The following is a 17,632-nucleotide window of genomic DNA, read 5'->3' as shown; positions in this document are numbered from 1 at the left end:
CTTGCCTTCAAGGCCCAACCATGATTCGCTCATAAATAATCCTCCTAACATGTGACTTGTTTACTTGATGATTTCATTATAAAGTCAATGCTGAAGAAATTTAATTCTGTCTTTTTCCATGCCGATGAAAAGAAGTGTCTTATTTATGAAATAAACGGAAATTATACTTTATATATTATTCAGATTTGTTTATAGAATGTTTATATCTGAGGTATTTTATTATAACTTATCAAGAAATGATAATCTACTATTTTTGTTAACTTTCACTTAAAAATATCGCTCAGCCAATCGTGTCAGACTGGTAAGGAAGTTCATTTTCTCTACGCTCTCTGTGGCTTTTACCGGTTTTTTCAGAAGGACTTCATCTCCTCTTTTATATATAATATATCCCAATACCTGACCCTTTTTCACAGGGGCTTTCACCTGGCCGATACGGATCTGCTTCTTCACATCATTTTTACTGCCCTTCACCAGGACAATCTTCGCAGGAATATCCTCTTGATAGGAGACGGTCTCTTTCTTTCCTTTTGTCACCGCAATCTTTCCGATATCCTTTGCTTTCGTGTGGTCCTCCATGACCTGGCAGTGAGAAAATCCATAGTCCAGCAAAGCACTGGCATCTTTCACCCTTGTCTTGGAATCGTCGCTGGCCATGACAACAGCAATCAGACTGACCCCGTTTCTCGTAGCCGTGGCACTCAGACAGAACTTTGCGGTGCTGGTGCTTCCTGTCTTCAGGCCGGTACATCCGTTATACTGCTTTAACAGTTTATTTGTATTGCTCAGACCGAATTCCTTCGTTCCCTTTTTCGTCTCATGGGTAAATTTGTCCATCCATATTTTTGTATATTTAAAAATATCCGGGTGTTTTGTCGTCAGTTCTCTTGACATCAGGGCAATATCATAGGCTGAAGTCTCATGTCCTTTGATATCCAGTCCGCAGCTGTTTTTAAATGTGGTATTTTTCATGCCAAGCTGCTTCGCCTTTTCATTCATCCGCTTTACAAAAGCGCCCTCGCTTCCCGCGATATGTTCCGCCATGGATACAACCGCATCGTTGGCACTGGAGATCACGATACATTTAAGCATCGTGTCCACCGTCTGGCTTTCTCCAGGTTCTAAGAACACCTGGGACCCTCCCATCGAAGCCGCGTGCTCGCTGACTGTCACTTTATCTGAATACTTAAGATTTCCTTTGTCCAGTTCTTCAAAGATCAAAAGAAGAGACATGACTTTTGTCACACTGGCCGGAGGCAGTTTCATGTCTTTGTCCTTTTGATACAGTATGGTGCCGCTCCCCGCCTCCATCACAACTGCAGATTTTGCAGTCAAGTCAAGCCCTTCTCCGTCCTGAGCCACTGTAAGCAATGTTTCCGGTTCTGTGGCACACACCATGGTTCCGGATGAAATGCATAACAGTAACGAAAGAATAAAAATTGCTGCTTTTTTCATAAAATAAACCTTTCACCTCTTATGTTACAGTTTAATAAGGAACAAGCCGATTTATTACAAAAAAAAGAACTGTAAATGGATTTACCCATCTACAATTCTTTTTTCATCTTCTTTGCCTGATTCCCCATTGATTTTTGGATTTTAGCTTTTTGTATTCTTCGTATGCTTCCTTTAAAATCTCTTTTTCATTCGGGAACTTTAACAAGTGGTAGGCTTCGTGAAATTTGTAGTACCCAGAGTCAACGAAAAACTCTTCTTTCTGCGGTTTTGAATGATACCCTTCTGCCTCCATCAAATACCAGTGAACGCTTTTTACGATCTGCTCATGGAAAGAGTAAAAGGAATACTCGCTCTTTCCGACATATTTGATAATTCGGGCATTGGCATCTGTCTCTTCTTTTACTTCACGCAAAGCGGTTTGTTCGTGCGTTTCCCCTTTTTCAACTGTACCTTTCGGAAGTACCCAGCCGTCATATCTGTTCTTATAACTTTTGTACAACAGCAATATCTTCCCTCTGTAAATTACGACACCTCCACAGCTTGTTGCCTCTGTCATCGCGGCCTCCAATCATCCTGCCTCAACGCTATTTTGGGTCTCTCTAGAAATTATTATAACGTTAATGGATATGCATTTCAACATTGGATTTTGCTTTCCCATTCCTTACCTGAAATAAGCGTCAAAGACATTTTTTGCAATCGGAGCTGCCACGCGGCCTCCGGATCCGCCGCCTTCCACGATCACGCTTACGACGATCTTTCTGCCGTTATGCTCCGCACAGCCGATAAACCATGCGTGGGAATCCTTATCATCGTTATACTCGGCAGAGCCGGTTTTTCCATAAACTTTATATCTTGAAGAGTAGGCTGATGTACCCGTTCCGTTTGTCACAACTTTCCTGAGCATTTTTCTGAGTTTTTTACACTCTTCGGCGCTGAGCGGGCTGGCGGTCTCTTTCGCCTTCGTCTCTTTGATCACCCCTCCGTTTATATTTTTCACCTTGTCCACAAGATAGGGCTCCATCATGACTCCGTCATTGGCGATGGTACTCATGACTGCCGCATTCTGAAGCGGCGTAATCAGTGTACTTCCCTGTCCTATTGCGATCTGGGGAACCTGACTGTCTTTGGAACTTCCGTCAAATGTAAACCGGCTGGATACCGCTGCCAGGTTAATCGGAATTCTGGAGTTAAACATCATATCCTCTGCGAGGGAAGCAAATTTACCTTTATTCAGCTGGGAAGCCATATGGACAAAAGCGGTATTGCACGATTTTTCCACTGCTCCTTCCAGATCCACAGTTCCATGGGCGGTTCCCCCATAGCAGCGGATTTTTACATTGTTGATGGTCGTAGATCCGGTACAGTGATAGGTAAAGTTTTTATAATCTTTGTGTTCTCTCATAAACTCCAGGGCAGTGATCACCTTAAAGGTAGACCCCGGAGGATACAGCCCCTGTGTGGCCCTGTTGATCAAAAGTGCATCTTCATCCGTATTCAGTTCTTTCCAGTTTTCCTTTACCAGAGCCGGACGGAAATCCGGTTTTGAAACCATGGCGATCACTTTTCCGGTTTCCGGGTCCATGGCCACCACCGCTCCTTTTTCTCCGCTCAGCGCATCATACGCTGCCTTTTGTACCCTTGTATCAAGCGTAGTGTAAACATTATCCCCGATGCTCTTTTCCCCTTTCAGATTACTCTCGATCTGGGATAAAAGATTTGCATTGGATTTCAGCAGATCAAAATTACATTTGGATTCCAGGCCGGATTTTCCTTTGGCGTTGTACCCTACCACATGGGCGAACATCCGTCCATACGGATAATCCCTTGTCTCGCTGTCTCCATCGCTGACGGTCTGGGCCAGGACTTTTCCGTTTGCACTGATGATTTTTCCTCTCACCACATATTTCTCTAATTCCTGAAGTCTTAAATTATGGGAATCGGTGATTACATTCTGACTGTCTCTGACGACAAAATGTATGATATAACCGATCAGCACAAGAAACAGTCCCACAAAGATATATGTAATCTGAAGGATCTGTCTATTGGCGTGCTTTTTCTTTCTTCCCGCGCTTCGTTCTGTTTTTGGAGAGGGAGATTTCTTTGGTATCTCCGTTTCCGCTTTCTTTCTGCGTTTGAATAAGCTCATTTTCTTCTTCCTCACTATTTGCTAACATGTGCAGTCCCTGAATGACACTTAAAATAATCAAAGTACTCAGCACCGATGTTCCCCCGTAGCTTACAAGAGGGATGGTAACACCTGTGGACGGTATGAACTTGGTCACTCCGCCGATACTTAAAAACACCTGAAAAATAAAACAAACACCAAAGCCAAGACAAAGCAGCTTGTTGAACAGTGTACGGCTTCTGGTGGAAATGTCCATAAACAAGATAAAACAGCTGATCAGTACGAAGATCAGACAGATCCCGAAGATCACACCGAATTCCTCACTGATCACGGAAAAAATAAAATCTGATTCCCGGACCGGGATATCAAACGGCCTTCCCTGGGTAAGGCCCATCCCAAACCAGCCGCCGGTGCCGATGGCAAACAGAGACTGGCATACCTGTGCGCCTCTCCCCTCGATCATGGAAAACGGGTCCTGCCAGACAGCTACCCGGACCTGTACATGAGAGAATAAATGATAGGCGATCACTGCCGCAAAGGCTCCTGCCCCCAATCCGCCCAGAAGATAACTCGGCTTGGCAGTCGCAACGTACAGCATCATCAGATAAATCATAAAATAGAGGAGCGCTCCTCCCAGATCCTTTTCCACCACAAGAACCAGGACATAGAGACCTGCGATCACCGTGATCTTTACCAGATCCCTAAATTCTTTTGCCTTGCTTAGCATAGCCGCAGCAAAAAACACAAAGATGATCTTGACAAATTCAGACGGCTGGAATGCCAGGCTTCCGAACTGGACCCAGTTATAAGCACCATTTTTCATGACCCCGAAAACAAATACGGAGGAAAGCAGCGCAAAGCCGCCGATGGCATAGACCCATCCCAGCTTACTCCAGAACGACAGTTTGTGCATCATCAGGGGAATCAGTCCTGTGACAAGCACTCCGATGGCTACAATGGCAAACTGCTTCATGGCCAGTTCAAAAGAAAGCCTTGTGAGAATCACAAATCCGGTTCCCAAAAGAAAACACATATTGTTGATCAGAAGCCTGGATGACCTCTTATAAATTTTCGGATATAAGATCATGACGATTTCAAAAAATACGATCTGTGCCGCAAAAAATATCAGAACTTTCAGTTCCAGTGTCTTTAAAAACAAGACCAGATTGCACAGAAACAAAAATATAAACATATAAATGACCTGATTGTCAAGCAGTGCCTCCTGCCGTTTTTTATTTTTCGGCCGGAACATGGTAAAACAAGAAAATGTATAGACCAGACACATGATCAGTATCAGGTATTTTGCAGCCACTGCAATGATTTGAATCATATTACCACCTATAATATTCCTCTCTTAAAGTGTCCTTTTGTAAAATTCGGGAATGGAAGCTCTGCCGGCTTTCCCTCAAGTATTTCACAGGAAGCCCTGTAGACTGCAGAAGCTTCCTCTCTTGTCTCTTTCGTGAAATGAAGGCGCAGATTCCCCGGGGCCAGCCTGCGAACTTTTCGGATCTCAGATCCAAGCCACAGAGGCTCTCCGTTGTAGATTTCATTAAAACATCCTTTACATTGATTTTTGACATAAAAATCTTTTCCATACCGGTCTTTTAATGTCATCCAGGAGTTCTTCCGGTCACAGCCTGTGCTGTTTTTTCTCTGGCACTGCGCCGAAACCATGAGGGGCAGATGTCCGTAAAACAGAAAATCTGCATCTGTATACGACAGGTCCCTCAGTTCGTCAAAATTCAGTTCCGCGGGCATTGTCATGCGGATATCCTGTCCATATATCTGTTTCAGCGTCCGGTATGCCTCCCGGTTGTAACAATAGACCATATAATCGGCCAGTACATTCTTCCTGCATTGCTTTTCTCTGAGCCATATGAGTTCCTCTAAACTGCGGACGCAGATTTCATCCACATCCGGACCGGACAGCAGCTCCCAGGACTGTTCCAAGAACCGAAGCTCCGGTTCCCTCACAATCTGAGGCAGCATAACCGTGACCTGCTTTCCTGCCCTTCTGCACCGTGATAAAATCTCCGGTTCCTCCGCCGCTTCATAAAGAGACAGATAGATCTTCTCTGCTCTGTCCCATGTGAGGACTTCAGGAAGCAGCGACCGGTCTTCCAGTGAAACGGTTAAAGCGGGAGTTTCAATTCCATGTATCTCTGGTTTTACCTGCAAATCAGGAATTAAATATGCGGCTGGTTTCCTGCGGCTTTTTTTCAGGATCTCCTCTGTAAGTTTTTCAAAGGCATCTCTTCTCAGCTGCTTCAATGCCGCTACCGGTAGAAAGATATCTCCATGGATTTCTGCCTCAAGCTCTGTAAAGATAAAATCACTCTCTCCGGTTTTGGTTATATGCTTTATGATATCCTCTTTGGAGAGGGGACGTTTCCTGGCCGGTTCTGCCAAGGCACCCGGGACCTCCACTTCCAGTTCTCCTGAAGTTATCAAAAGTTTAGCACACTTTCCAGGAGAAATTATAATTTTTCCCTTAATATTTTCTTTCGATTTCTTTTTCAGACTCTCTGCCGCCCTGTCCTTTAAGGACTGGTTCTTCGTCCGGAAGATACGCATGCCCGGTTTCAAATGTTTCAGCTTCTGTCCGTTTAAGCAGACTTTGTCCCCCTTTTTCCAGATATCCGGGCTGGTAAGCTCCACCTTTTCTCCTCTTTCCAGAGAAATCTCCAGCACATCTCCTTTTCCCAGATCCTCTGCTGCCTGAAACATAATATGCCGGCCCTGAACAGACTGGACTTTCCCAACGAAAATCCCCTGATGATTCGGCCTGTATAGCGACATCATATCCCTGCCGTTATGCTTTTTATAGTAGCCGGACGTAAATCCGCCCCGGTTAAATAGTTCCAGCAGTTCCTTCTCATCTTCTTCATCTACCTGATACAGCTGTCCGCTTTCATACAGATCCACATATTTTCTGTAAATCCTCGTGACAGTTCCCACGTACTCCGGCTGTTTCATCCTGCCCTCGATCTTCAGTGAATCTACGCCGTGTCCGATCAGTTCAGGCAGTTCCCTGATTGTGCAGAGATCCTTTGGACTGAGCAGGTAATTCTGTCCTCTTTGGTTTAACTTTGTGCCGTTCTCATACAAATCAAAGGGCAGACGGCAGGTTCCGGCACAGCGTCCCCGGTTGCCGCTCCTGCCTCCCAGCATGCTGCTCATCAGGCATTGTCCGGAATAACAATAACAAAGGGCTCCATGGACAAAACACTCCATATCCAGCCCTGTATCTTTTTTTATCTTTTGAATTTCTGTAAGCGAAAGCTCTCTGGCAGGGACGACTCTGCTTCCTCCAAGCTCTTTTACCAATCTCGCCCCATGGATGCCGGTCACGGTCATCTGCGTGCTGGCGTGAATCTCCATGCCGGGAAAGCAGCGGCGGATTACACTCAAGGCTCCTAAGTCCTGAACAATGACCCCGTCTAGCCCCCTCTCATAATAAGGTTCTAAAAACCCTGCAAGTCCCGAAATCTCCTCCTGCTTCATCAGGGTATTGACTGCCAGATAAACCTTCCGTCCAAAAAGATGAGCATAATCTATAGCCCACAACAGCTGTTTCTGATCAAAATTATCTGCATAAGCTCTCGCCCCATAGCAGCTCCCGCCCAGATAGACGGCGTCCGCTCCGTTTAAGACGGCAGCCTTCAGGCTCTCGGGAGAACCTGCGGGGGCCAGTACTTCTGTTGACTTCATATGATTACCGTTCCTTTTTTGCAACTGATGCCTCTTCCAGTACCCGAATCCTTTCCCGGTACTCTGTCAGCTGTTTTTCCAGTGATTCATTCTTGATCTGGAGTTCTACCAGTTCATTTTTCATACGGTACAATTCCGTATCCTGTAATTCCATGTCTTCCCGGCTTTTCTCCAGTGTATTTTTCATGCACATATATTCATCGGCCACACTCAGTGCCAGATGAAAACTCTGCATGTCCGGCGGCAGTTTCAGATAATGCTCCGAAGCTTTCAGGTCGCGGATCTTTGCATTCAGATAAGATGCGATCTGGTGCATAAACTCTTCTGGTTCTTCTCCGCCAAGATAATATAACTTTCCGTCTATGACTACTTCTACGACGTTTTTTTTCATAAGTAAGCCCTCCTATTCCGGGATTGGCAGTCCAAAATGCTGATAGGCAGCGCCGGTGACAATTCGTCCTCTCGGCGTCCTCTGGATCAGTCCGTTTTGAATCAAATACGGCTCATAGACATCCTCGATGGTTCCGGAATCTTCACCTACGGCTGCAGCCAGTGTGTCGAGTCCTACCGGACTGCCGTGAAAGACCTCGATCATCGTCTTGAGCAGAGTCCGGTCAATCTGGTCGAGTCCCAGGGTATCTACCTCCAAATGGTTTAAGGCAGACATCGCCACTTCTTTTGTAATGACTCCATCGTACTTTACTTCCGCGAAATCTCTGACCCTCTTTAAAAGGCGGTTGGCCAGCCTCGGTGTCCCCCTGGATCTTCTGGCAATCTCCCTCGCTCCTTCTTCTTCAATCGGAATGCCTAGCACCGCCGCTGAATTAATGACAATGGTCATGAGTTCCTCTGTCTCATAAAAATTCAGCCGGTTGACGACACCAAAACGGTCTCTTAACGGAGCCGTCAGCATCCCTGCCCTGGTCGTGGCACCCACTAAAGTAAATTTCGGAAGTTCCAGCCGGATAGACCTGGCGGCCTGTCCTTTCCCCACCAGGATATCAATAGCAAAATCTTCCATGGCAGGGTACAACACTTCTTCCACCTGACGGTTCAGCCGGTGGATCTCGTCGATAAACAGCACGTCCCCTTCCTGGAGATTGTTAAGCAGCGCGGCTATTTCCCCGGGCTTTTCAATGGCAGGTCCGCTTGTGACCTTTAAGTGTACTTCCATCTCATTGGCGACGATGCCAGCCAGCGTAGTCTTTCCAAGTCCCGGCGGTCCGTAAAGAAGAACATGGTCCAGGGACTCGCCTCTGCTCTTTGCCGCCTCGATGAAAATTCTCAGATTCTGCTTTACCTTTTCCTGTCCGATGTAATCGTCCAGGTTCTGAGGTCTTAGATTATTTTCTATTGTAATGTCTTCTTCCACCAGTTCCGTGGAAATCATTCTATCTAACATAATGTTCCTCTATATCAGCTTTGTCAGCGCCTTTTTCAGTAACTGCTCAGGGCTGTACTCTGCTGCATTTTCTACTTTCTTAATGGCCATCATCGCTTCAGACCTGGAGTAGCCAAGGCTTACAAGCCCCTGTGCCGTAACAGCCACAGAATCTTCTGCCGGTAAATCTCCTGCAAAGTCCATCGGCTCAGCCTGCTCAAATTCTTCAAAGTCCAGTTTGTCTCTGAGCTCCAGAATCAGTTTCTTGGCTCCCTTCGGTCCAAGCCCCGGAGTCTTTGAAATCGTCTTGGAATCATCGCTCATTACCGCAATCTTTAATTCATAGACAGACAGGGTCGACAAAACGGAAAGTCCCACCTTAGGACCGATGCCGCTGACTCCGATCAGAAGTTCAAACGCTTCCAGCTCCTCCTTTGTCCGGAATCCAAAAAGGCTTATATCGTCTTCCCTCACATGCATGTGGGTATAGATCCTGACTTCCTGTCCGATGCCTCCCGGAAACTCCTGTCCGGCCGGCATCATGATATCATATCCTATGCCGTTATTCTCTACCACCGCTCCCCCAGGCGTCATGGAAACTAAAATGCCCTTAATATATGAAATCACTCCATATCCTCCTTGCGACGTTTTGAAGTCATTATAACATAAATCTCACACCTGTGGTTAGGGATTGAAAAAAATTCATACAGGAACTATAATGAAGAACAGCAGTTTTGGAAAGGAGACGAGACGATGGAAACAAAAGAAAAGCTTTTATATCTGGATATCGAGACTACGGGACTTTCACCGGAAACTTCTGCCCTCTCCGTCATCGGATGCTGTGAGAAAGGCCGGGAGCCCAGGCAGTGGTTTAATGAATCCGGATTGGAACAAAAACAAATCCTCGCCTCATTTTTAAGCTGTGCGGATTCTTATGACGTCATTGTCACTTATAACGGTGGGACCTTTGATCTTCTCTTTTTGAAAAAAAAGTGTGAGGAGTTTGGTCTTCCATATTCCTTAGAGGGCAAACGCTGCATTGATCTTTATAAAAATCTCCGTTCTTTCAGGCACCTCCTCCCATTAAAAAATCTCAAACAAAAATCAGTGGAAGAATTCCTGGGGATTCAAAGAACGGACCGCATATCGGGACGGCAGCTGATCAAAATTTATCAGGACTACATAAAAACAAAGGATCCGGAATTAAAATCTGTGATTTTGCAGCATAATAAAGAGGACATCTTATCTCTTTCCCGGATCCAGTCCCTGCTGATCTTTGAGCCTTTGGCCGGCGGCCATTTTTCAGTGGAAGAACACAGCCTGTCGGAACATACTTTTTCTGTCCGCCTTTCTCTCCCTTTCAATACTCCGGTGCCACTTTCTTTTAAGAAATCAGGACATCGGCTTGAGATCTCCGGGGCAGAAGCAAACCTTCAATGTCCCCTGATACACGGCCAGCTGAAGCACTACCATAAAAATATAAAGGATTACCGTTATCTTCCTCTGGAAGACATTGTAATCCCTGTATCCATGGCCGCCTTTGTAGACCGGTCTGCAGTTTTAAAGCCGGTTCCGGAAAACTGTTATACCAGGTTTTGTCCGGATGAGACTTTCTGCTCCAACCCCGGTGACCTCTTTCAGTACTGCAAAGATATCGTATATTACTTACTTAGAAAGGATAAATAACATGAGACACTTATTACAAATGAGCTTCCTTTTCTTCGTCTGTCTGGCTGGGGAAGGGCTGGCTAAGCTGCTTCCGTTTGCGTTTCCGGGAAGTATCATGAGCATGTTCCTGCTCCTGCTCCTTCTGCTCTCAAAAATTGTAAAAGAGCATCAGATCCAGGATATCTGCGATTTCCTTCTCCATCATATGGCCTTTTTCTTTCTCCCCGCCGGAATCGGCATTATGGAAAAATACCAGCTGTTACAGGGCCGGATCATACCGTTTCTCCTGATCTGCCTGGTCACAACCGTCCTCACATTTTTTACTACTTCGTTATCTATGAGGCTCATCTTCGCCCTGCAAAAGAAAGGAAATGACTATGAAAGAACTAACTGCTAATCCAATGTTTCCAATCGCGCTTTCTCTCTGTGTCTATGAAGGATTCCGTATCCTGCAGAGAAAAACAAAAGTTTCTGCGCTGAATCCTCTTCTGCTCTCAATTGCATTCATCATTTTGTTTTTGAAGATATTTTCCATACCTCTTGAGGATTATAACAGCGGAGGCGCTGTCATCTCCATGTTCCTGGCTCCGGCCACCGCATCATTAGCTCTCTCCATCTATCGGGAATTTGATCTGCTGAAGAAGCATTGGCTGCCAATCCTCGTGAGCTGTTTTGTAGGTTCTGTGACATCTATGTTGAGTGTCTGTGTCCTCTGCCGTCTCTTTGGTTTCAATGAACATCTGACGGCCTCCCTGATTCCAAAATCCGTCACAACCCCGATCGCCATAGAAATCAGCAGTCAGCTTTCCGGCATTCCGTCCATCACGGTGGCTGCAGTTGTTATCACCGGAATTCTAGGAGCCGTGATCAGCCCTCTGCTGATCAAAATGTTTAAAGTCAAAGATCCTGCTGCCGCCGGTGTCTCCATCGGAACATGCAGCCATGCCGTCGGAACTTCCAAAGCAGTGGAACTGGGTGAAATCGAAGGAGCCATGAGCGGCATCTCCATAGGGATTTCCGGTATCATCACGGTCATTCTGGCATTAATACTTTTCTAAGAACAAAGTTGTCAAATGATTTCCTTACGCATCTGTGTACAACCCGCAGAGCGTTTTTATTCCATGGGACGAACTTTCTTATGGAATAAAAAACCCTGCGCAAAAAAATTTACGCGGGGTTTTTTTCTTAGTTTCTTTTATTGCTCAGAGCTTCTTTAAACGCCTTAACAGAGCGGTTCACCACCAGTTCTTCCGGAAAATCAACTTCTGAAAGCAGGGCTTTTGCTTCATTCAGGTCACCTACCGCATATGGAGTATGCGCATCGCTGTTGACAATCACAGGAACATTATGCTTCCTGCACAGATCCAGCATCATAAAATAGTTTTCTCTGGCATTGACCCGGAAGCTTTCGGGGCAAAGGGAACTGTTGTTGACCTCTAACAGTGTTTTTGTCTCTTTTGCACCCAAAACCAGTGCTTCATAATTGATCGGAATCCTGCCGTCGTCGGGATGGCTTATGATATCCACCAGAGGATGCTTCATAGCTCCTAAGTATGCGGCAGTATTCTGTTCCTCATCTCCTATTTTATAACAAAGTTCATGGATTCCCGCAATTCTGATATCTAAAAATTCCTCCATCAATTCATTATCAAGGCTGAGTCTTCCGTTATAATCGATAATATTGATTTCTGACCCAAACATCATCTCGATGCCGTACAGCTGCCTCGGCAGTACTCTTAAGTTTTTAAAATAAATGTCTGTACAGGTTCCCGGAATCCCTTTGGCATGTTCCGTGATCCCAAACAGTTCAAAACTGCTCTCCGCTGCAGCAGCCGCCATCTCGCTGACGGTTCCAAATGCATGTCCGCTGGCAATCGTGTGAGAATGCACGTCTAATTTAAACTCCATAAATCTTACTCCTTCTTTATCAGTCAGTCTGATTCTTTCCCTCTTAAAAATTACACATTATGTTTTATCATACTATAAAGTAAAAGAAATTGGAACCTCTCTAAGGAATCTCTCCCCTGCCTCATGGTCTTCTTCTCCCAAAACTTTAGGGCAGACCGTCTGATCCATCAGAAGATCCATCAGACCGATTGTGTCCTTTTCCATCAGACTGTCTAAGAGAAAACTGCTGGTCCCACCGGTCATTACGGAATCAAGTCCGGTCATAAGAAGGTCTTTTCCCGGACACTCATTCCACAGCATTTCTATGTTTTCACCGATAAAGCGGATTTTAAGCAGACGAGACGACGCCTCCTCGATAAAGGAAATTTTCAGTTTCAGCACGGTATATCCGTCCTCATCAAAAGCTGCCTGTCCTTTTACTGCTACCAAATAAGACTCTCCGTGCATATCCATCTCCGTGATCCTGGCTTCCTTCCACCCCACTTCCAGACAATAAGGTTTTTCTCCGTCCCGGAAACAAAAATAAAATTTACGGTCTTTTGTAAAAAAACCTGCCTCGCTGATTCCGTCCGTATAGTTGTTGTGAAACACCTGCATGATCAATGGGAAAAGTCCTACATGCTGCTTTTTCAGCTTAAAAAACCTGCCTTTAACTCCAAGAATCAGTTTTCTTCTCTTATAGGATTCACTTCCGTTCCAGAGAATTTTTTTCAGCCCGCGATAAGAGACCGCCGGAAATCTGGTATCATAGAGTCCTGTCCTATTCTGAAATTTTAAGAGTTTATCATAAGCCCGCCGGTTTTTCTTTAACTTTTCCCCGGGAGTGAACCCGCCTTCAAAATATTTGGCCACTGTGTCTAGGAGCAGGGATGTGTGGAATAGTTCATTGCTTCCCGCATTGGTGACAATGACCATATCCAAATCAGGATATACCATGACATTCTGTCCCAGCATGCCGTTAAAGGCATAGCTCCCCGGACGGCCTGCCATCCACATTTGATAGCCGTAGCCATACTCCCCGAACTGCTTCGGGGTTTCCACATGACATGTGGACGCCTCATCAATCCATCTCCGTGGTATAAGCTGCCGCCCATTCCATACTCCTTTCTGAAGACAAAGCTGTCCGATCTTTGCCGCATCTTCCGGACAGAGAAATAACCCCCATCCTCCTTTCGTGATGCCTTTGGGACAGCTCTCCCAAAAGATCCTGGTTATGCCGAGGGGTTCAAACAGCCTGGGCTTCAAATACTCCATCAGAGATTGTCCGGTTATTTCCGTCACAATAGCGGACAGCATATAGGTGTTCATACTGTTATATTCAAATTCCAAGCCCGCCGGGCCGTTTACCGGCGAATCCAGAAAGCCCTGTACCCAGTCATTACATGCCACGGCACCTTTTTCGTTGAATGCCACCCGGCTGGTCATGGTCAGAAGATGTTCCACTGTAAGATTCCTCTGCTGAAATCCTCTGATAGAAAATACACTTTTGTCGAAGATCCCCAGAATCTTATCATCAAGCCTTAACCCGCCTTCTTCGATCAGCATGCCAATCGCCATTCCGGTGATGCTCTTGCACAGGGAATGGGTAATATGCCAGAGATTTTCCGGATACGGCGCGTAATGACATTCCCCGATTACATATCCATGTCTTAATATCATCACCTGATGAATATCCACTTTAGAAAGACTCAAGAGGTCTTCCATCAATCCCCTGACCTGATCCGAATCGATCCCCTGCTCCTCAGGCATCGACCTGGGCAGCTTCTGTCCTGACTCGGGCAGACTGTAAAATGACGGCTTCTGCGGAATAAAATCTACTTTGCTTATATGTTCTGTGTTTCCTCTTACTAAATTAAAAACCAGTTCCAGCATTGCCTGCTGTTCTTTTAACATCGCACTGCACCCTCTTCTATACTGTCTGTTCTTCTTTTGCTTTCTGTATAATATAGCACAAATTTAAAAATGGAAAAAGCACCTTAGCATTACGATTCTTCTATGTTTGAAAAAATATACAAAGAATTTTAAATTTTGTCTTTACTTTTTCTAAAAAACCTATATAATAGATAAAGGTGACAGCAAAACGGCCCCATGGTCAAGAGGTTAAGACGCGACCCTCTCAAGGTCGAATCACGAGTTCAATTCTCGTTGGGGTCATACAACCGGAACATCGTATTTATGCGGTGTTTCGGTTTTTTTGATTTATGAAGTTTCAATAATTTATTGCTGTATTTCCGCCCTTTGCCCTGCTTGTATTATTTTCCATTGGAAATATTTCGTAGATATTTTATAATAAAAGCACCAAAATACATAGGAGGAGTCGTAAATGAAATGTACAGGTGTTGTGAGAAAACTCGATGAATTGGGGCGTATTACCTTACCAATCGAACTGAGGAGAAATTTAGGTGTGGGAGATAAAGATCCCCTGGAGATTTTTGTAGATGAGGATACAATTCTGCTTAAGAAGTATCAGCCGGCAGACATCTTTACCGGGGAGATGGAGGATCTCATTGAATACAAAGGAAAGAAAGTATCCAGGGAATCAGTTCTGAAGTTAGCCGAGAAAGCTGGTCTTAAGATCTCAGAATAAGGTTTATCCCAGGACAAACAGTGTCCTGGGATTTTCTAATTTTTTGCTTCCGCTGCTACATGGGATAAGCTCTCAGGTTCGATATGCAGCAGATGTTCAAACGTCTCATTACCGAACCAATTCTCGATGTGTCTTTCTTCAATTATCATGGGCATCCGTTCATGTATCCCCCTGACCGATCGGTTTGCTTTGGTTGTCAATATGACAAATCTGCTGCTGTCTTGATCCGGCCTGTAAAAGCCGGCCATAAATATGACCGGAGATGTCTCTTTAAAAAAAGCAATTTTATTTTTCTCCCTGTCCCATTCATAAAATCCTGCCGCCGGAATAAGGCATCGGTGCTCCAACAGGCTTTTTCTGAACATTTTCCGCTCCAAAGCGGTCTCAGACCGTGCATTGATCATCAGCCCCTTTTTGTCAAAGCGGGAAAATCCCCAGCTGAAAAGTTCTTCTGCATACTCTTCTCCCTGTTTAAAGATAACCGGCGCCTTTTGTGACGGAAAGATTTCTCTTCTGCCTGCCAGGCTCAGATCGATCATTTTTACAAGATTTTCTGCCTTACGTATAGATTGTTCATCAATAAAAAAACGTCCGCACATTGATATTTACCCCCATACGTTCAATATCCCCAACTGCATAATATCTGATACCTGTTATTATTTTTTTATCAGACACAAAAATGCAGCACTGTCATCCTCGTAAAAGTATTGGAAACAGTGCCGCGGCTGCCCGATCCGTTATCTGCATAGAGATAAATCGTATCACCTGCAAGAACCTTAATAACCAGTGGAGAAAAATGAATTACATTGTAGCTGTTACCTGACATCCGATTTTGAGAATAACCGCTGTCCACTGCATTTCGATACACTCTTATTGTGATTGTATCCCCATCATTAAAGTTACTGTTACAGCGGACTTGTGCAGAAACAATGATATAACCGTCTTTCAGACAGCGGATTCCCTGATTATAAAAATCTAAATTTCCATATCTATCTGCGCCTCTTGTTAAATTCAGCTTGGATGCCGTCTGCGTCAATATCTTATCAGCTTCAAGACATGCCGTAGCAAAAGATACAAGATTAGCAATCCTTTCTGCCTGGATCTCTATATCAGTACAGTCTGCTTTTTGATCTAATACAGAATCTACATTACTTAATGTTTCAGTAATTTTATTGATTTCTAAGGAATATATTTCTCATGAGATGCCTGAGCAAGACAGAATAAAATTTCTCCTTCATCCGGATCTTCGACATAGAATCCAACCTGACACAAATTATAGCTTTGCTGCAGTCCTAAATTTTCAAGCATCACCGGAATAATTAATTTTTCCCCTTCTATTCTTACAGGCTGCAAATTAATCTCATATCCCCCTTCTGTAACATTTGTTTGTTGGCGAAGATTCACTTCCGGGACCTTGCCCGCCCCTGTTACCGCTCTGTTAATTTGCAATGTCTGCCCCTGCAAAAGTTTTAACTGTAATGCTCTCCCCTTATCTGTCAATACTGTATTTGCCCAAATATCCATATAATCTCCTTTATAATAAAACTTATTACTTTGTCCAAAGAAAGCATATCATACCTATTTTGGGCAATGCGGGCAAATAAATTTATGTCTCTTTGATGTGTTCTTTCGATTACTTTTAGATGCTGTATACCTTTCTGTTTCTCAGAAATTAAACGTATAAATAATGCCCGGAAAAATTCCTCTCAGAAAGTTCCGGGCACTATATTATATTTCGTATTTATTTCACTTGCCTCAGCGCCTGGTCAAGGTCTGCGATGATATCCTCAGCATTTTCGATTCCCACGCTGAAACGGATCAGGTCCGGCTGTACTCCCGCCTCCAAAAGTTCCTGGTCATTCATCTGACGGTGGGTATGACTGGCAGGATGCAGCACACAGCTTCTGGAATCTGCCACATGTGTTACGATGGCTACCAGCTTTAAGCTGTCCATCATCTGGATGGATGCCTCACGGCCGCCTTTCAGGCCAAACGTAATAACTCCGCAGGCTCCGTTTGGCATATATTTCTGTGCTCTCTCATAAGCCTCATCACCTTCCAGCATCGGACAGTGTACCCATGCGACTTTATCGTTGTCCCTGAGCCATGCAGCAACAGCCTTTGCATTCTCACAGTGCCTTGCCACTCTTAAGTGCAGAGTCTCCAGACCGATGTTCAAGTAAAATGCGTTCTGAGGCGACTGGATAGAGCCCAGATCCCGCATCAGCTGGACCGTTGCCTTTGTAATATAGGCTCCTTTACCAAACTTTTCTGTATAAACCACGCCATGGTACGTTTCATCCGGCTGGGTAAGGCATGCAAACTTATCACCCTGTGCATCCCAGTCAAAGTTTCCGCTGTCGACGATGGCTCCTCCCACACATACTGCATGGCCGTCCATATACTTTGTTGTGGAATGGGTAACGATATCGGCACCCCACTCAAACGGGCGGCAGTTGATCGGTGTCGCAAATGTATTGTCAACAATCAGTGGAACTCCGTGTCCGTGAGCCGCTTTTGCAAACTTTTCAAAATCAAGAACGACTAAAGAAGGATTTGAGATCGTCTCTCCGAACACGGCCTTTGTATTGTCTCTGAACGCCGCATTTAAATCTTCTTCGCTGACCTCCGGATCTACAAACGTTGCTTCCACACCCATCTTCCTTAAGGTATGTGCAAACAGATTATAGGTCCCCCCATACAGAGCCGTTGTACAGATGATATGATCTCCCGCTTCCGCGATGTTCATGATGGCATAAAAGTTGGCCGCCTGTCCGGAAGAAGTGAGCATTGCCGC

Annotated in this window: 18 protein-coding genes and 1 tRNA gene; 5 read left to right on the top strand and 14 right to left on the bottom strand. The window is 44.9% G+C overall.

All coding sequences use genetic code 11. From position 1 onward, the window contains the following. Positions 1 to 267 precede the first annotated feature (267 nt). The 8 genes from QVP35_RS08265 to ruvA form a co-directional block, all read right to left on the bottom strand. The gene (locus QVP35_RS08265) at positions 268 to 1,452 is read right to left on the bottom strand and encodes a D-alanyl-D-alanine carboxypeptidase family protein (RefSeq protein WP_006565784.1); all 1,185 of its coding nucleotides are present in this window, start codon (positions 1,450 to 1,452) and stop codon (positions 268 to 270) included. 103 nt (positions 1,453 to 1,555) lie between these two features. Then, positions 1,556 to 2,008 carry an NUDIX hydrolase gene (locus QVP35_RS08260; RefSeq protein WP_006565785.1) on the bottom strand — a complete coding sequence of 151 codons (453 nt, stop codon included), beginning with the start codon at positions 2,006 to 2,008 and terminating at the stop codon, positions 1,556 to 1,558. Positions 2,009 to 2,113: 105 nt separating this feature from the next. After that, a complete protein-coding gene (locus tag QVP35_RS08255) occupies positions 2,114 to 3,598 on the bottom strand; it encodes a peptidoglycan D,D-transpeptidase FtsI family protein (RefSeq protein WP_225103692.1) in 1,485 nt (494 codons plus the stop codon). After that, positions 3,492 to 4,907, bottom strand: coding sequence for an FtsW/RodA/SpoVE family cell cycle protein (locus QVP35_RS08250; protein WP_006565787.1), 1,416 nt, complete (start codon positions 4,905 to 4,907; stop codon positions 3,492 to 3,494). The genes QVP35_RS08255 and QVP35_RS08250 overlap by 107 nt, the downstream gene beginning before the upstream one ends. A gap of 8 nt (positions 4,908 to 4,915) precedes the next feature. Continuing rightward, positions 4,916 to 7,291 carry a U32 family peptidase gene (locus tag QVP35_RS08245; RefSeq protein ID WP_022261016.1) on the bottom strand — a complete coding sequence of 792 codons (2,376 nt, stop codon included), beginning with the start codon at positions 7,289 to 7,291 and terminating at the stop codon, positions 4,916 to 4,918. Between the two features lie 4 nt (positions 7,292 to 7,295). Beyond that, positions 7,296 to 7,682 (bottom strand): cell division protein ZapA, encoded by a 387-nt coding sequence (locus QVP35_RS08240; protein WP_006565789.1) that lies wholly within the window; start codon positions 7,680 to 7,682, stop codon positions 7,296 to 7,298. Between the two features lie 12 nt (positions 7,683 to 7,694). Continuing rightward, positions 7,695 to 8,693, bottom strand: a complete 999-nt coding sequence (gene ruvB / locus QVP35_RS08235) for a Holliday junction branch migration DNA helicase RuvB (protein WP_006565790.1) — start codon at positions 8,691 to 8,693, stop codon at positions 7,695 to 7,697. Between the two features lie 9 nt (positions 8,694 to 8,702). Continuing rightward, complete coding sequence (ruvA, locus tag QVP35_RS08230) at positions 8,703 to 9,299, bottom strand: Holliday junction branch migration protein RuvA (protein ID WP_009290538.1); 597 nt, start codon at positions 9,297 to 9,299, stop codon at positions 8,703 to 8,705. Between the two features lie 126 nt (positions 9,300 to 9,425). On the opposite strand from ruvA, the gene QVP35_RS08225 reads away from it, so the two are divergent. The 3 genes from QVP35_RS08225 to QVP35_RS08215 are packed head-to-tail and all read left to right on the top strand — an operon-like array spanning position 9,426 to position 11,398. Continuing rightward, positions 9,426 to 10,358 carry a ribonuclease H-like domain-containing protein gene (locus QVP35_RS08225; protein ID WP_022261015.1) on the top strand — a complete coding sequence of 311 codons (933 nt, stop codon included), beginning with the start codon at positions 9,426 to 9,428 and terminating at the stop codon, positions 10,356 to 10,358. A 1-nt stretch (position 10,359) separates the two neighbouring features. Next, positions 10,360 to 10,737: a CidA/LrgA family protein gene (locus tag QVP35_RS08220; RefSeq protein WP_022261014.1), complete on the top strand. Its 378-nt coding sequence runs from the start codon at positions 10,360 to 10,362 to the stop codon at positions 10,735 to 10,737. After that, the gene (locus QVP35_RS08215; protein ID WP_006565794.1) at positions 10,718 to 11,398 is read left to right on the top strand and encodes an LrgB family protein; all 681 of its coding nucleotides are present in this window, start codon (positions 10,718 to 10,720) and stop codon (positions 11,396 to 11,398) included. Before QVP35_RS08220 ends, QVP35_RS08215 begins: the two co-directional genes overlap by 20 nt. A gap of 127 nt (positions 11,399 to 11,525) precedes the next feature. Here QVP35_RS08215 and QVP35_RS08210 read toward each other — a convergent pair whose 3' ends face one another. Then, on the bottom strand, positions 11,526 to 12,248 hold the full coding sequence (locus QVP35_RS08210) for a phosphatase (protein WP_009290534.1): 723 nt from the start codon (positions 12,246 to 12,248) through the stop codon (positions 11,526 to 11,528). A 72-nt stretch (positions 12,249 to 12,320) separates the two neighbouring features. Then, positions 12,321 to 14,141: a serine hydrolase domain-containing protein gene (locus tag QVP35_RS08205; protein ID WP_022261013.1), complete on the bottom strand. Its 1,821-nt coding sequence runs from the start codon at positions 14,139 to 14,141 to the stop codon at positions 12,321 to 12,323. A gap of 189 nt (positions 14,142 to 14,330) precedes the next feature. Between QVP35_RS08205 and QVP35_RS08200 the strand changes: the two genes are divergently transcribed. Both QVP35_RS08200 and QVP35_RS08195 read left to right on the top strand, forming a co-directional pair. After that, positions 14,331 to 14,402, top strand: a tRNA-Glu gene (locus QVP35_RS08200). Positions 14,403 to 14,571: 169 nt separating this feature from the next. After that, a complete protein-coding gene (locus tag QVP35_RS08195) occupies positions 14,572 to 14,835 on the top strand; it encodes an AbrB/MazE/SpoVT family DNA-binding domain-containing protein (protein WP_009290531.1) in 264 nt (87 codons plus the stop codon). A gap of 35 nt (positions 14,836 to 14,870) precedes the next feature. Here the strand turns inward: QVP35_RS08195 and QVP35_RS08190 are convergent, their stop codons facing one another. The 4 genes from QVP35_RS08190 to QVP35_RS08175 all read right to left on the bottom strand — a co-directional run. After that, complete coding sequence (locus QVP35_RS08190) at positions 14,871 to 15,434, bottom strand: SOS response-associated peptidase (RefSeq protein WP_022261012.1); 564 nt, start codon at positions 15,432 to 15,434, stop codon at positions 14,871 to 14,873. Between the two features lie 68 nt (positions 15,435 to 15,502). Further along, a complete protein-coding gene (locus tag QVP35_RS08185; protein WP_009290529.1) occupies positions 15,503 to 15,871 on the bottom strand; it encodes a hypothetical protein in 369 nt (122 codons plus the stop codon). 143 nt (positions 15,872 to 16,014) lie between these two features. Beyond that, positions 16,015 to 16,359, bottom strand: coding sequence for a hypothetical protein (locus QVP35_RS08180; protein ID WP_009290528.1), 345 nt, complete (start codon positions 16,357 to 16,359; stop codon positions 16,015 to 16,017). A gap of 217 nt (positions 16,360 to 16,576) precedes the next feature. Beyond that, positions 16,577 to 17,632 (bottom strand): O-acetylhomoserine aminocarboxypropyltransferase/cysteine synthase family protein (locus tag QVP35_RS08175; protein ID WP_288187813.1); only part of this gene is annotated, 1,056 nt, incomplete at its 5' end.

It is taken from the genome of Anaerostipes sp. CAG:276, from assembly GCF_000432215.1.
In the GTDB taxonomy this organism is placed as follows: domain Bacteria; phylum Bacillota; class Clostridia; order Lachnospirales; family Lachnospiraceae; genus Anaerostipes; species Anaerostipes caccae.
Note: the sequence above shows the minus strand (reverse complement) of the source record. Positions and strands in the feature narration are given on the sequence as shown.